The sequence below is a fragment of the Enterobacter sp. V87_3 genome, from assembly GCF_029967835.1.
Classification (GTDB): Bacteria; Pseudomonadota; Gammaproteobacteria; order Enterobacterales; family Enterobacteriaceae; genus Enterobacter; species Enterobacter cancerogenus.
The window spans coordinates 120,816-134,793 of record NZ_JASCAM010000031.1 but is presented as its reverse complement, the minus strand read 5'-3'; the positions used below and the strand labels follow the sequence as shown (position 1 = coordinate 134,793).

Genomic DNA, 13,978 nt, shown 5'->3' with positions numbered 1-13,978 from the left:
GAGAAACCCATGCCCACCAAAATCGTTATCAAAAAGAATACCTGGTTTGATTCCGTCTCGCTCATGTCGGTATCGACCAAAGCCAATAAATTACCGGGCGTTGAGCAAGCCGTCGTGGCCATGGCGACGGAAATGAATAAGGGCGTATTACATAACCTCGGGCTGCTTACGCCGGAATTAGCCGAGGCCAAAAACGGCGACCTGATGATCGTGATTAAAGGCGAGGCGGCGAATGATGAAACGCTGGCCGCCATTGAAGCCTTATTCACCCGCAAGGAAAGTGCAGGCTCCCATGAAGCCCGCTACGCCACTATTGCCAGCGCCAAAGCCCACCGCCCTGACGCAAACCTGGCGGTGATCTCCGTCAACGGCACCTTTGCCGCCCGCGAGGCGCGACAGGCCCTGGAGAACGATCTCAACGTGATGCTGTTCTCCGATAATGTCTCCCTCGACGACGAACTGGCGCTCAAGCAACTGGCGCACCAGAAAGGGCTGCTGATGATGGGGCCGGACTGCGGCACCGCCATCATTAACGGCGCGGGGCTGTGCTTCGCCAACGCCGTGCGTCGCGGGTCGATCGGCATCGTCGGGGCGTCCGGCACCGGCAGCCAGGAGCTGAGCGTGCGCATTCACGAATTCGGTGGCGGCGTGTCGCAGCTGATTGGCACCGGCGGGCGCGATCTGAGCGAAAAAATTGGCGGCCTGATGATGCTCGACGCGATCGCCATGCTGGAAGCCGACGAGAACACTCAGGCGATCGTCCTCATCTCCAAGCCGCCAGCTCCTGCGGTGGCGGAGAAAGTGCTGGCCCGCGCCCGCGCCTGCCGCAAACCGGTTATCGCATGTTTCCTCGGGCGCAACGCACCGCCCGCAGACGAGGACGGCCTGCAGTTTGCCCGCGGCACCAAAGAGGCAGCCCTTAAAGCGGTGCTGCTGACCGGCATTAAACAGGAATCCCTCGATCTACACCCGCTCAACTGGCCGCTGATTGAAGAGGTACGCGCCCGCCTGACTCCGCAGCAAAAGTATATTCGCGGCCTGTTCTGCGGCGGCACGCTGTGCGATGAAGCGATGTTTGCCGCGCTGGAGAAATACGACGACGTCTACAGCAACATTCAGCCCGATCCGGCAAAGCGACTGAGCGACATCAACGTCAGCCAGGCCCACACCTTCCTGGATTTTGGCGATGACGACTTCACCCACGGCAGGCCGCACCCGATGATCGATCCGAGCAACCGCATCACCCGCCTGCTGCAGGAGGCGCGCGATCCGGAAGTGGCGGTGATCGTGATGGACTTCGTGCTCGGCTTTGGCGCACATGACGATCCGGTCGGGGTGATGATCGACGCCATACAGGAGGCGCAGGCGATAGCGAAAGCCGATAACCGTCCGCTGGTCATTCTGGGCTACGTACTCGGCACCGACCAGGATCCCCAGTCGCTGGCGCAGCAGTGCCAGCGGCTGACCGACGCTGGCGTGATTTGGGCCAGCAGCAGCACCAACACCGGCTTACTGGCCCGCGAATTTGTCTGCAAAGGGGAGAATGCATAATGACCACCTTATTTAACCAGCCGCTGAACGTGATCAACGTTGGCATTGCGATGTTCAGTGACGATCTTAAACAGCAGCACATTCCTGTCACCCACCTCGAATGGACGCCGCCGGGGCAGGGCAATATGCAGGTGGTGGAGGCGCTCGACCAGCTGGCGGACGCACCGCTGGCGGAAAAAATCGCCGCCGCCAACGCCATTGCGCTGGAGCGCATTATTCAGTCCCATCCGGTGCTGGTGGGTTACGACCAGGCGATCAACGTGGTGCCGGGCATGACCCGTACCACCATTCTTCATGCCGGTCCGCCGGTTGCCTGGGAAAACATGTGCGGTGCGATGAAGGGGGCGGTCACCGGGGCGCTGGTATTCGAGGGGCTGGCGAAAGATATCGAAGACGCGGAGCGCGTCGCGGCCTCGGGCGACATCACCTTCTCGCCGTGCCACGAGCACGACTGCGTGGGTTCGATGGCGGGCGTCACCTCCGCGTCGATGTTTATGCACATCGTGGAGAATAAAACCTACGGCAACCGCGCGTTTACCAACCTCAGCGAGCAGATGGCGAAGATCCTGCGCATGGGGGCCAACGATCAGAGCGTGATCGACCGTCTGAACTGGATGCGTGACGTGCTCGGCCCGATGCTGCGTGACGCAATGAACATTCTCGGCGAAATCGATCTGCGTCTGATGCTGGCGCAGGCGCTGCATATGGGTGATGAGTGCCACAACCGCAACAACGCGGGCACCACGCTGTTGATCCAGGCGCTGACGCCGGGGCTGATTCAGGCGGGGTATCCGGTAGAGCAGCAGCGCGAGGTGTTCGAGTTTGTCGCCAGCAGCGACTACTTCTCCGGCCCGACGTGGATGGCGATGTGCAAGGCCGCGCTCGACGCCGCGCACGGTATCGAGTACAGCACCGTGGTCACCACCATGGCGCGCAACGGCTACGAGTTTGGCCTGCGCGTCTCCGGCCTGCCGGGGCAGTGGTTCACCGGCCCGGCGCAGCAGGTGATTGGCCCGATGTTCGCGGGCTACAGACCGGAAGACTCCGGGCTGGACATCGGCGACAGCGCCATCACCGAAACCTACGGCATTGGCGGCTTCGCGATGGCAACCGCCCCGGCGATTGTGGCGCTGGTGGGCGGCACCGTAGAGGAGGCCGTCGACGTCTCCCGCCAGATGCGCGAAATCACCCTCGGGGAAAACCCCAACGTCACCATTCCGCTGCTGTCGTTCATGGGCATTCCGACCGCCATCGACATCACCAGGGTAGCGGGCAGCGGCATTTTGCCGGTGATCAACACCGCCATTGCCCACAAGGACGCCGGTATCGGCATGATTGGCGCGGGCATTGTTCACCCGCCATTTAGCTGTTTTGAAAAGGCGCTGTTGACCTTCCGCGATCGCTACTTTTTATAAGGCATGCATCCATGAAAAACATGAAACTGGAGTGGAAAAGAGGTGACTGGGCGGCGTATTTCGGGTTGATGACCAACAACCTGACCAATTTGCTGACCATGATGGGGCTGCTCATTTTTGTCGTCGGCATCCCGAAGGAGATTGTTTATGGACGCATCGCGCCAGCCTTCGGGCTGGCGGTTCTGGTGGCGAGCGTCTGCTACACCTGGTTTGGCCTGCAGATGGCGCGCCAGACCGGGCGTAACGACGTGACCGCGCTGCCGTCGGGCCCCAGCGCGCCGTCGATCTTCACCGTGACCTTTCTGGTGCTGATGCCGGTCTATCAGCAAACCGGCGATGCGGATTTCGCCATTCAGATTGGCCTGGTGTGGTGCTTCGTTGAGGCGCTGATCCTCGCGGGCGGCTCCTTCCTCGGGGAGACCATCCGCAGGATGATCCCGCGCACCGTGCTGCTGTCGTGCCTCTCTGGCCTTGGTTTGCTGCTGCTGGCGATGAACCCGATGCTGCAGGCCTTCGAAGCGCCGACCGTGTCGTTCATCGTACTGCTGCTGATTTTCATCAACTGGTTCGGCAAGAAGCCGATCTTTGCCCGCATTCCGACCGGCCTGCTGCTGTTGATCGCCGGTACTCTGCTGGCGTGGATCTCCGGCCTGCAAAGCCCGGAAGCGATCAGGGCCTCGATGTCGTCGTTCGGCTTTAACCCGCCATCCGTACACATCGACGGCTTTATGCAGGGTCTGCCGCACGCGCTGCCGTATCTGGCCTCCGCCGTGCCGCTGGGGCTGGCGAACTACATCTTTGACCTGGAGAACATCGAAAGCGCCCACGCGGCGGGAGACGAATACCCGACGCGTAAAGTGATGCTGGCGAACGGCCTGGCGTCGATGCTCGGCTGTCTGATGGGCAACCCGTTCCCGGTGACGGTCTACGTGGGCCACGCGGGCTGGAAGGCGATGGGGGCCAGCATCGGCTACACCCTGGCCTCCGGCGTGACCATGTTCATCGTGCCGCTGTTCGGGCTGGGGGCCTTTATGCTCGCCATCATTCCGATGACCGCCATCGTGCCGATCCTGGTGTTTATCGGCGTGGTCACCGCCAACCAGGTGGTGCGCGAAACGCCGAAGGTGGAGGTGCCCGTTATCTTCATCTGCCTGTTCCCGTGGATCGCCAACTGGGCGCTGACCATGGTGAACAGCGTGATGGGCGCGGCGGGCACCAGCGCGGCGAAAATCGGCACCGACGTGCTGCACAGCAAAGGGATTTACTACGAAGGGCTGGTGCATCTCGGCAGCGGCGCGCCGCTCGCCAGCATGCTCTGGGGCTGTATCGCCATCTTCGCCATCATCAACAAACCGCTGCGCGGCGCGGTAGCTGCCGCAGGTGGCGCGCTGCTGGCGCTGTTCGGAGTGATCCACGCGCCGGTGGTCGGCTTCGCCGAGGGCAGTTCGCTGCTGTTCGTCACGGCCTACCTGATGATGGGCGGCATGTTCGTGGTGAAGCATGTGCTGGACAGTCGCGAGACGGCGAGTGCGGCGGCGCCCATTTCTGAGTCCTGATAATGCCTGATGTCCTCACCCTAACCCTCTCCCACGGGGAGAGGGAACGTTAATCCCCCTCTCCCTGTGGGAGAGGGCCGGGGTGAGGGCACCAGAACGCACTTTTTTAAAGGAAAACAAATGAAAGAGCTCATGGTCGTCGCCATCGGCGGCAACAGCATTATCAAAGATAACGCCAGTCAGTCGGTGGAACATCAGGCCCAGGCGGTAAAAGCGGTAGCTGAGTCGGTGCTGGAGATGCTGGCATCCGACTATGACATTGTGCTCACCCACGGCAACGGCCCGCAGGTGGGGCTGGATCTGCGCCGCGCCGAAATTGCCCACGAGCGTGAAGGGCTGCCGCTCACCCCGCTGGCCAACTGCGTGGCGGATACGCAGGGCGGCATCGGCTACCTGATCCAGCAGGCGCTGAACAACCGCCTGGCGGCGCGCGGCGAGCAAAAAGCGGTCACCGTTGTTACGCAGGTGGAGGTGGATAAAAACGATCCGGGCTTTACCCATCCCACCAAACCCATTGGCGCGTTCTTCAGCGAGGCGCAGCGCGATGCGCTCCAGCTTGAGCATCCGGCATGGCAGTTCGTTGAAGATTCTGGCCGGGGCTATCGTCGCGTGGTGGCCTCGCCGCAGCCGCTGCGCATTGTGGAAGCCGATGCCATTAAAACGCTGACGCAAAAAGGCTTCGTGGTGATAGGCGCGGGCGGCGGCGGTATTCCGGTGGTCCGTACACAAGCGGGCGAGTATCAGAGCGTGGACGCGGTGATCGATAAAGATCTCTCCACCGCGCTGCTGGCGCGCGAGATCCACGCCGACGTGCTGGTCATCACCACCGGCGTAGAGAAAGTGTGCATCAACTTCGGCAAGCCGAACCAGCAGGCGCTGGACCGGGTGAGCGTGGCGCAGATGTCGCGCTACAGGGAGGAGGGGCACTTCCCGGCGGGCAGTATGCTGCCGAAAATCGTTGCCTCTCTGGAATTTCTGCATCACGGCGGCAAACGCGTGGTGATTACCTCGCCGGACTGCCTGGCCGCGGCGCTGCGCGGCGAAACCGGTACCCATATTGTTAATGAAGGAAGATAAGATGAAAGAGAATAAAAGCCGCCGCGAGTTTATTAGCCAGAGCGGCAAAATGGTCACCGCCTGCGCGCTGTTTGGCGCGACCGGTTCCGTCGCGTATGCTGCCGATAGCGCAAAGCCAACCTGCGAGACCGGCAAACCAATGAGCATCACCGCAAAACACTACTACCTGGATAACGTGCTGCTGGAGGCCGGATTTACTTTCGACGGCGGCGTGGCGACAAGCACCCGCACCGAGCTGAAAACGCTGGAGATCCGGGACGGCAAAATCGTCGCCCTGCGCGACAACCAAAGCCACGCCGACGCCACGCTGCCGCACTATGACGCGGGCGGTAAACTGATGCTCCCGGCGATGCGCGATATGCATATCCACCTCGATAAAACCTTTTACGGCGGCCCGTGGCGCTCGCTTAACCGCCCGGCGGGCACCACCATTCAGGATATGATCCGCCTTGAGCAAAAGCTGCTGCCGGAGCTGCAGCCCTACACTCAGGCGCGGGCAGAAAAGCTGATCGACCTGATTCAGTCGAAAGGCTCCACCATCGCCCGCAGCCACTGCAACATTGAGCCGGTATCTGGCCTGAAAAATCTCGAAAACCTGCAGGCGGTGCTGGCGCATCGCAGCGCAGGATTTGACTGCGAAATTGTGGCCTTCCCGCAGCACGGCCTGCTGTTATCGAACTCTGAAAAGCTGATGCGCGAAGCGATGCAGGCCGGGGCGCACTACGTGGGCGGGCTGGATCCGACTAACGTTGACGGCGCAATGGAGAAGTCGCTTGATACCATGTTCCAGATTGCGCTGGACTACGACAAAGGGGTGGACATCCACCTGCATGAAACCAGCCCGGCGGGCGTGGCGGCGGTGAATTACATGGTGGAGACGGTAGAAAAAACGCCTGAACTGAAGGGTAAACTGACCATCAGCCACGCCTTCGCGCTGGCGACGCTGAACGAACAGCAGGTGGACGAGATCGCCACCCGCATGGCGGCGCAGCAGGTGACCATTGCATCCACGGTGCCAATTGGCACACTGCACATGCCGCTGAAGCAGCTGCGCGATAAGGGCGTGTTTGTCATGACCGGCACCGACAGCGTGATCGACCACTGGTCGCCGTACGGTCTGGGGGACATGCTGGAAAAAGCCAACCTTTACGCCCAGCTCTATATCCGCCCGAACGAGCAGTCGCTCTCCCGGGCGTTGGGTATCGCCACCGGTGACGTGCTGCCGCTGAACGAGAAAGGCGAGCGCGTCTGGCCGAAAGCGCAGGATGCCGCCAGCTTTGTGCTGGTGGATGCCTCCTGCTCCGCCGAGGCCGTGGCGCGCATTTCACCGCGTACCGCGACATTCCATAACGGCAACCTCGTCTGGGGGACGGTGGGGTGAGGGCATCAGCCCGCATCTTTTGTAGGCCGGGTAAGCGCAGCGCCACCCGGCAATGTTTTATACTGGCTGCCATATACTCAAAGAGGGATCTTCCATGGCACAAAACATCTATGACAACCCGGCATTTTTCGAAGGCTACGCGCAGCTTCCACGTTCGGTGCAGGGCCTGGACGGCGCGCCCGAGTGGCCTGCGCTGAAAGCGATGCTGCCGGATTTAAACGGGAAAACGGTTATCGATCTCGGCTGCGGTTACGGCTGGTTCTGCCGCGTGGCCCGCGAGCTGGGTGCTGCTGAGGTCACCGGCGTCGATATCTCTGAAAAGATGCTCGCCCGCTCGGCGGAGCTGACGCACGACACGCGGATCCACTATCAGCGTAGCGATCTGGAATCGTTAGCGCTGAAAGAGAATAGCCTCGATCTGATCTACAGTTCGCTGGCGCTGCACTACCTGCCCGAGCTGGACACGCTGTTCAAAAATGTTCAGCGTGCGCTTAAGCCGGGTGGCTTCCTGATCTTTTCGATGGAGCACCCGATTTACACCTGCGCGACCCGCCAGGGCTGGCTGACCGACGACAACGGCGAGCGGTTCTGGGGCGTGAATCATTATCAGGATGAGGGCCAGCGGGTGAGCAACTGGCTGGCGGACGGCGTCATCAAATACCACCGCACGCTGGGCACCACGCTCAACGCGCTGATTGGGGCGGGATTAACCGTAAGCCACGTCAACGAATGGGGACCAACGCAGGCGCAAATTGACGCCTGGCCCGCGCTGGCTGAAGAGGCTGAACGCCCGATGCTGGTATTAGTCGCTGCCCGTAAGGCTCAGTAACCTACCGTATATATCCGTCCGCTCTGCACCCCTTCCACGCTGCGGCGATAGGCCTGCGCCACGCGCGCGGCGGGGACGCTTTCAAAACCCGGGAAGAAACCGTCATAAGCGTCGGCGGACTCGGTGAGTACGGTCGGGCTAATCAAATTGATGCGGATCCCGCGCGGCAGTTCGCAGGCGGCAGCGCGGACGAACCCTTCCAGCGCGGCGTTCACCGTGGTGGCATTCACCCCCTGGGCAATCGGCTCGTGCGCCACAATGCCGCTGATGAGCGTGATGGAGCCCCCCTCGTTCAGGTAATGTTGCCCGGTCAACGCCAGGCGTACCTGCCCCAGCAGTTTGTCCTGTAAGCCCTGGTTGAAATCGCTGTCTTTCATGGTAGAGAGCGGGCCGAAGTGCAGACCACCGCTGGCAGAGACGATGGCATCCACCTTACCCACCGAGTCAAACAGCGCGCTGACGCTCTCCTGAGAGGTGATGTCCACCTGCAGATCGCCCTGCGTGCGGCCCACGCGGATCGTCTCATGACGACGGCTCAACTCCTCCGTCACCGCCCGACCGACCGTACCGCTGGCACCAATAATCACGATTTTCATAGCCGACTCCTTATGTTGTGAGCATGCATTCTTTAATAAATAAGAAGTCGGATAAACTGGGCTAAAGTTAGAGGATTACTAACCAGAGGTTTGCAATATGGATAAGTTACGCGGCATGGAGACCTTTATCGCCGTGGTTGAAAGCGGAAGTTTTACCGGCGCGGCGTCCAGGCTTGAGATGTCGGCGGTGATGGTCGGGAAATACATCGCCCAGCTGGAATCGCGCCTTGGCACGCGCCTGCTGGAGCGCAATACCCGCCGCCAGAGTTTAACCGACGCCGGGCGCGTCTATTACGATGAGGCAAAGCGGGTGCTGGAGCAGGTCACCATTGCCGAAAGTGCGGTCGAACGGCTGCGCGCCACGCCCGCCGGAACGCTGCGCGTCACCGCCCCCACGTCGTTTGGCGGATGCGTGATAGCGCCACTCACCGCCACGTTTTTACAGCGCTACCCGCAGGTGCGCGTCGAACTCGATCTGACTAACCGCCGGGTCGATTTGGTCGAGGAAGGGGTCGATCTGGCAATTCGCATTGGGGACATGCATGCCGACGATGTTGTCGCGAAATATCTGTGCCCCTACCGGATGGTGATCTGCGCCGCGCCGGACTATCTGGCACGCTACGGTACGCCGCAAACGCCTGCCGACCTGGTGGATCATCTGTGTCTTTCCCATACGGTATGGACCGCGCGCAACGAGTGGCGGCTGCCGGGCGTGGAAGGGGAGGTGCGCTGGAAACGCGATGCGGTGTTGCGCTGTAACGACGGCTACGGGTTACGCATGGCGGCCCGGGCGGGCGCGGGGCTGCTGCTGCAACCGGAGGTGCTGGTGGCGGAAGAACTGGCAAGCGGCGGGCTGGTTCGGGTGCTGGAGCACTACACCCCAACGCCGAGGCCGGTAAATCTGCTGTGGCGACAGGATTTACGCCCGCTGCCAAAACTGACCGAATTTATTGCGCATCTTATCCGACACGCGTTGGCCTGATATTTCTCTCCCCCGGATGGCGGGGGAGGAAATAAGGATAACGACAAGGGAAATAAGCGTAGCGTACGAACGGGATTTATTTTTGAATATGATTGACGCGAACGACAGGCGGTGAGGATTTTTTATCCAGACTCCCGTTGATGGAGAGCATATTATCAGGTTCTACCGTTCGGCCATCAAATACTGCCTTTGGAATGACGAGATCTATTTCACCCGTTTTATCACGGAAACGGTATTTGTCCCCGGAGCCGTCGATCAAATTCCCGCGCAGTGAAATGGTGGCCCCGTCGTGCATCTCTTTAGCCTGCTCGACCGTCATGATACGTGCATCCTCGGCACCGCGATATCCGTCGTCCAGGGCATGCGGTGGCGGTGGTGCCTCGCCTTTTTTCAATCCACCGTTATCGTCTGCCCAGGCCGTTGACATCAGCAGGCAGCAAAATAAGGGTGCGTAGGAAAATTTCATTCTTGCCTCCGGTAGCGTGTTGGCTTGACTTATTAAGCCTGGTTGCTATTGCTTAATCTGGCAAACGAGATGTGTCTTAAAAGGGCTTTTCCTTATAAATCATAAGGATGATTAATTTAATGGAATGCACGGGGTGACAAATGGCGGGATTTGATGGTGAAGAAGATACCTTACCCGGCGTAAACGAGAGTCGTCTGGCACTGAATTTTGAAGCCGCCTGTCAGCGCCTGGGGCTGGGCCTTCTTTTACTGATTATTTTATTGGCCGTGGCGGGCGTTTTCTCTAACGGCTATGTCAGCACGGCAACAAAAGAAAATACCGCCAAAACGCTGACGATTAATTATGAGCGTTATGGGCGATTACAAACGGAATATAAGCTGGCCTTTACGGCGAAGGGGGGACAGGCAGACCATTATGAGTTTCGCCTGGGGGGCGATTTTAATAAGGCATTCCAGCCCGGCAGTATTACGCCGCAGCCGGACAGCATGTTCAGCCGGGGTAATACGCTGCACCTGATCTATAACAACGTCAGCAATAAACAGGACTTCACCGTCTGGCTGTATATCACCCCTACGCAATTCGGGAATACGGTCAGTTCGCTTGGTCTGAATAACCAGCCGGACATCACCTTCCGGCAATTTATCTACCCCTAGGAGAACGATATGGAGATGGTATTCCGTGCCCTGGCGATTTATCTGATTCTGCTGGTGGTATTTAAAATCGCCGGTCGTCGCGCGTTGCTGCAGATGACCAGCTTCGATCTCATTCTGCTGCTCATCATCAGCGAAGCCACCCAGCAGGCGCTGCTGGGTAATGATTTCTCCGTCACCGGTGCCATGCTCACCATTGTCACGCTGGTGGTGGTCGATATTCTGTTTGGTATTGCGAAGAAATATTTCTCCGGCGCCGAGAATCTGCTGGATGGCACGCCGGTGATTCTAGTGGAAAACGGCATGCCTTTTACCGACAAACTTAAAAAGGTGGATGTCTCCTGCGACGATATTCTGGTCGCCGCGCGGCAAAACCAGGGGATCACCGAGTTCAGTAAAATCAAATATGCCATCCTGGAGCGCAACGGCCACATCTCAATTATTCCTGTTGAAAGTTAAAAGGTGCGATATGAATCAATCATCCTATAACGTAGCGAAAACCACCGGCGAACTGACCAAACAGGTCGCCAACGTTCTGACCGATCGCGGCCTGCGGTTAACCACGGCGGAGTCCTGCACGGGGGGCAATTTAGCCACTGCGCTTTGTGCGGAAGAGGGCACCGCGGCGTTCTATGACATTGGGGTGATCACCTTTAGCGATGAGGCCAAACAGAAGATGCTGGGCGTGCAGGCTTCAACGCTTGAGAAGTACACCGCCGTCAGCGAGCATGCCGTCCGGGAGATGTCGGCAGGCGCGCTGGAACGTGCCGGGGCCGATATCAGCATCGCCATCAGCGGCTATGCCGGGCCGGACGGCGGAGACGATGGCACCCCCGCGGGCACCGTCTGGTTTGCGTGGAATTTCCACGGCCAGATCAAGACCGACCGCCAGCTCTTTTCAGGGGATTGTCAGGACGTGGTGGAGAAGTCGGTAAGGTACGCTCTGGCGGAACTGGTCGCCAGCCTCTATGCATGGAAAAAGAGCAAGGCATAAGCGCAGGGGTTATCAAAGCGTCAGACATATGATACTAAGAAGGAGATCATAAGAAAAAATAAGGTACCAACAGCATGTCATCCCAAAAACTCGCCACCAGCGTGCAAAGCCTGCAATCTTCCGCCATCCGCGAACTTCTGAAACATAGCAAAATGGCGGGCGTGATTTCGCTGGGCGGCGGCATTCCAAACCCTGCGCTTTTCGATCATGAAGGGCTAAAAATTGCGGCTGATGCCGTGTTATCCCAACAGTTTGGCGAGGCATTTCAGTACGGCCTGACGGAAGGGGTTCCGGCGTTACGCGAGGGGATCCAGCAGATCTGTGCCGACAGGGGTATTCACTGTTCGGCGGATGACGTGGTTGTCACCTCCGGTTCGCAACAGTCTTTAGATGTGCTCGCCCGCGCCTTAATTAACCCCGGCGATATCGTCGTGGTCGAGCGCCCAACCTATTTAGCCGCACTGCAGGTGTTTGGCCTGGCGCAGGCGCAGTTTGAATCCGTGGGTACCGATGGCGATGGCATGATTGTCGATGAGCTGGAAACGCTGGTACAAAACAAAACCATCAAAGCGGTCTATATCGTCCCAACCTTTGGCAACCCGGGTGGCGTCACGCTGTCTGAGGCGCGGCGTAAGCAGCTGGTGGCCCTATCCCAGCGTTACGATTTTGTCATCATTGAAGACGACCCCTACAGCGAAATTAATTATACCGACGAGGTGTTCCGCCCGCTGATTGCCCATGCCAAAGCCATCGGTAATGAGGATAACGTCGTGTATACCTCCACCTTCTCGAAAATTCTCGCCCCGGGTACTCGCGTGGGCTGGGTGATCGTCCCTGAATGGCTGAAACGCGCGGTGGTTAACCTTAAGCAGACCACGGATCTCCACACCAGCACGCTCTCACAGCTGATGACCTCCGAGTACCTCAAAACCGGACGTTTGAAAGGGCAGATTGCCACCATCCGCGAAGCCTACCGTCAGAAGTATCAGCTTTTTGCCCGCGAGCTTGAAGCGGAACTGGGGGACGTGATGTCCTTCCATAAACCGAAAGGCGGGATGTTCCTGTGGGCCAGCATGAACAATGGCATCAACACCACGCGCTGGCTGGAGAAAACCTTAAGCAACGGCGTGGTGTTCGTGCCGGGCGAGTTTTTCTACTGCGCTAACCCGGACCACACCACCTTGCGTATGTCATTTGTGACGCCAACGGATGAACAGCTTATTGAGGCCGTTAAACGGTTGAAAGCCTCTTTATAAGCGGGTTCCTGACGTAGCCCTCTCTTAACGGGAGAGGGCTACGCGTCGCACTGCTTACCGCTCCCGCAGCGCCTCTTTCGCGCGGTTAAACGGTTTGATCATGTAATCCAGCACCGTTTTCTCACCGGTTTTGATATCCACCGTCGCAATCATCCCCGGCACAATCGAAAAATGCCGTCCCGCTTTGTTGACCAGATAATCCTGGCTGGTGCGGATGAACACCCGGTAGTAGAACACTTCTGGTTTCGCTTCGTCCTGAATGGTGTCCGGTGAAATGGTTTCCACCACCCCGTGCAGCCCACCGTAAATGGCGTAATCGTAGGCGGTGATTTTCACCAGCGCCTCCTGGTTTGGGTGGATGAAGGCGATATCACGCGGGGAGAGGCGGGTCTCGATCAGCAGGTGGTCGTCCACCGGCACAATCTCCATCAGCTCGCCGTTCGGCGGGATCACGCCGCCGATGGTGGTGACTTTGATATTTTTCACGATGCCACGCACCGGGGATTTGACCGTCAGACGCGTGACGGAATCTTCCCGCCCCTTCAGGACCGCCGAAACCATGTCCACTTCGGCATTGGCTTTGGATAACGCTTCACGCGCCTGCACGTAATACTGCGAGCGCACGTCGGTAAGCTTGAGCTCCAGGTCGCTTTTCTGCCGCTGCAGACGCAACACTTCGACGTGGCTGGCGGCCCCGGTTTTCACCAGACGCTGGGTGATAGCCAGCTCCTTGTTGGCGAGATCGAGCGCTGCACGCAGCTCGCGCTGGGTGTCCTCCAGCTGGGCGCGACGCGAATTGTAGAGACGCGTTTCGGCGGCGATCAGATCCTTCCATTTCGCCAGCGACGGCGGGAACGTCAGCGGCAGATCGTTCACTTCTGCATACAGACGCACGCTGGAAGCCAGCGACGCGCGATAGCGGGCGGCACTTTCTCCGACGTTGGACTCCGATCGCGTGGGATCGAGACGCGCCAGGATCTGACCGGCCTGCACCTGATCGCCCTCGTGGACGTTCAGTTCAGTGAGGATCCCACCGTCGAGCGACTGTAAAACCTGCTCGCGCGAGCTGGGGATCACTTTCCCGGTCCCGGTGGAAACTTCATCAAGCACGCCGAACCACGCCCAGATGCCGAGCGCGATAAACAGCAGCAGGGAGAAGATAACGATCCGCCGTGCGCCGGTGTAGCCGCTTTCGGAGTCGAGGGCATTGTCCAGGTCTTCCATC

The 13,978-nt window shown here is 59.3% G+C and carries 14 protein-coding genes; 11 read left to right on the top strand and 3 right to left on the bottom strand.

Annotated features, from left to right (window positions below; all coding sequences use genetic code 11):
* The first annotated feature begins 9 nt into the window (after positions 1-9).
* The 6 genes from fdrA to QLG21_RS19695 all read left to right on the top strand — a co-directional run bounded on the left by fdrA (position 10) and on the right by QLG21_RS19695 (position 7,809).
* Entirely contained in the window at positions 10-1,551 is a 1,542-nt protein-coding gene (fdrA, locus tag QLG21_RS19720) for an acyl-CoA synthetase FdrA (protein WP_282485061.1), read from the top strand.
* Positions 1,551-2,966, top strand: a complete 1,416-nt coding sequence (locus QLG21_RS19715) for a DUF1116 domain-containing protein (RefSeq protein ID WP_282485060.1) — start codon at positions 1,551-1,553, stop codon at positions 2,964-2,966. Before fdrA ends, QLG21_RS19715 begins: the two co-directional genes overlap by 1 nt.
* 11 nt (positions 2,967-2,977) lie before the next feature.
* The gene (locus QLG21_RS19710; RefSeq protein WP_282485059.1) at positions 2,978-4,522 is read left to right on the top strand and encodes a xanthine permease; all 1,545 of its coding nucleotides are present in this window, start codon (positions 2,978-2,980) and stop codon (positions 4,520-4,522) included.
* 120 nt (positions 4,523-4,642) lie between these two features.
* Entirely contained in the window at positions 4,643-5,599 is a 957-nt protein-coding gene (locus QLG21_RS19705) for a carbamate kinase family protein (RefSeq protein WP_282485058.1), read from the top strand.
* A gap of 1 nt (position 5,600) precedes the next feature.
* Complete coding sequence (locus QLG21_RS19700) at positions 5,601-6,980, top strand: amidohydrolase family protein (protein WP_282485057.1); 1,380 nt, start codon at positions 5,601-5,603, stop codon at positions 6,978-6,980.
* 94 nt (positions 6,981-7,074) lie between these two features.
* The gene (locus QLG21_RS19695) at positions 7,075-7,809 is read left to right on the top strand and encodes a class I SAM-dependent methyltransferase (protein ID WP_282485056.1); all 735 of its coding nucleotides are present in this window, start codon (positions 7,075-7,077) and stop codon (positions 7,807-7,809) included.
* Here QLG21_RS19695 and QLG21_RS19690 read toward each other — a convergent pair.
* Positions 7,803-8,405 carry a short chain dehydrogenase gene (locus QLG21_RS19690; RefSeq protein WP_088208672.1) on the bottom strand — a complete coding sequence of 201 codons (603 nt, stop codon included), beginning with the start codon at positions 8,403-8,405 and terminating at the stop codon, positions 7,803-7,805. The two genes, QLG21_RS19695 and QLG21_RS19690, sit on opposite strands and share 7 nt — an antisense overlap.
* A gap of 97 nt (positions 8,406-8,502) precedes the next feature.
* On the opposite strand from QLG21_RS19690, the gene QLG21_RS19685 reads away from it, so the two are divergent.
* Positions 8,503-9,387 carry a LysR family transcriptional regulator gene (locus QLG21_RS19685; protein WP_058608481.1) on the top strand — a complete coding sequence of 295 codons (885 nt, stop codon included), beginning with the start codon at positions 8,503-8,505 and terminating at the stop codon, positions 9,385-9,387.
* A 76-nt stretch (positions 9,388-9,463) separates the two neighbouring features.
* Here QLG21_RS19685 and QLG21_RS19680 read toward each other — a convergent pair whose 3' ends face one another.
* On the bottom strand, positions 9,464-9,853 hold the full coding sequence (locus tag QLG21_RS19680) for a YdeI family stress tolerance OB fold protein (RefSeq protein WP_042321754.1): 390 nt from the start codon (positions 9,851-9,853) through the stop codon (positions 9,464-9,466).
* Positions 9,854-9,993: 140 nt separating this feature from the next.
* On the opposite strand from QLG21_RS19680, the gene QLG21_RS19675 reads away from it, so the two are divergent.
* The 4 genes from QLG21_RS19675 (at position 9,994) to QLG21_RS19660 (ending at position 12,753) form a co-directional block, all read left to right on the top strand.
* Entirely contained in the window at positions 9,994-10,506 is a 513-nt protein-coding gene (locus tag QLG21_RS19675; protein ID WP_282485055.1) for a hypothetical protein, read from the top strand.
* Positions 10,507-10,515: 9 nt separating this feature from the next.
* A complete protein-coding gene (locus QLG21_RS19670; RefSeq protein WP_006178119.1) occupies positions 10,516-10,962 on the top strand; it encodes a YetF domain-containing protein in 447 nt (148 codons plus the stop codon).
* Positions 10,963-10,972: 10 nt separating this feature from the next.
* Positions 10,973-11,497, top strand: a complete 525-nt coding sequence (locus QLG21_RS19665; RefSeq protein WP_282485054.1) for a 2-oxo-tetronate isomerase — start codon at positions 10,973-10,975, stop codon at positions 11,495-11,497.
* A 74-nt stretch (positions 11,498-11,571) separates the two neighbouring features.
* Entirely contained in the window at positions 11,572-12,753 is a 1,182-nt protein-coding gene (locus tag QLG21_RS19660; RefSeq protein ID WP_282485053.1) for a PLP-dependent aminotransferase family protein, read from the top strand.
* Positions 12,754-12,807: 54 nt separating this feature from the next.
* Here the strand turns inward: QLG21_RS19660 and QLG21_RS19655 are convergent, their stop codons facing one another.
* Positions 12,808-13,977, bottom strand: coding sequence for an HlyD family efflux transporter periplasmic adaptor subunit (locus QLG21_RS19655; protein ID WP_088208688.1), 1,170 nt, complete (start codon positions 13,975-13,977; stop codon positions 12,808-12,810).
* Position 13,978: the final 1 nt, after the last annotated feature.

Bases quoted from the DNA above. Each gene is read 5' to 3' on its own strand.
- QLG21_RS19710 (WP_282485059.1), top strand. From the start codon at position 2,978: ATGAAAAACATGAAACTGGAGTGGAAAAGAGGTGACTGGGCGGCGTAT.
- QLG21_RS19665 (WP_282485054.1), top strand. From the start codon at position 10,973: ATGAATCAATCATCCTATAACGTAGCGAAAACCACCGGCGAACTGACC.
- QLG21_RS19695 (WP_282485056.1), top strand. From the start codon at position 7,075: ATGGCACAAAACATCTATGACAACCCGGCATTTTTCGAAGGCTACGCG.
- QLG21_RS19700 (WP_282485057.1), top strand. From the start codon at position 5,601: ATGAAAGAGAATAAAAGCCGCCGCGAGTTTATTAGCCAGAGCGGCAAA.
- QLG21_RS19690 (WP_088208672.1), bottom strand. From the start codon at position 8,405: ATGAAAATCGTGATTATTGGTGCCAGCGGTACGGTCGGTCGGGCGGTG.
- QLG21_RS19660 (WP_282485053.1), top strand. From the start codon at position 11,572: ATGTCATCCCAAAAACTCGCCACCAGCGTGCAAAGCCTGCAATCTTCC.
- QLG21_RS19705 (WP_282485058.1), top strand. From the start codon at position 4,643: ATGAAAGAGCTCATGGTCGTCGCCATCGGCGGCAACAGCATTATCAAA.
- QLG21_RS19675 (WP_282485055.1), top strand. From the start codon at position 9,994: ATGGCGGGATTTGATGGTGAAGAAGATACCTTACCCGGCGTAAACGAG.
- QLG21_RS19680 (WP_042321754.1), bottom strand. From the start codon at position 9,853: ATGAAATTTTCCTACGCACCCTTATTTTGCTGCCTGCTGATGTCAACG.
- fdrA (WP_282485061.1), top strand. From the start codon at position 10: ATGCCCACCAAAATCGTTATCAAAAAGAATACCTGGTTTGATTCCGTC.
- QLG21_RS19655 (WP_088208688.1), bottom strand. From the start codon at position 13,977: ATGGAAGACCTGGACAATGCCCTCGACTCCGAAAGCGGCTACACCGGC.
- QLG21_RS19685 (WP_058608481.1), top strand. From the start codon at position 8,503: ATGGATAAGTTACGCGGCATGGAGACCTTTATCGCCGTGGTTGAAAGC.
- QLG21_RS19670 (WP_006178119.1), top strand. From the start codon at position 10,516: ATGGAGATGGTATTCCGTGCCCTGGCGATTTATCTGATTCTGCTGGTG.
- QLG21_RS19715 (WP_282485060.1), top strand. From the start codon at position 1,551: ATGACCACCTTATTTAACCAGCCGCTGAACGTGATCAACGTTGGCATT.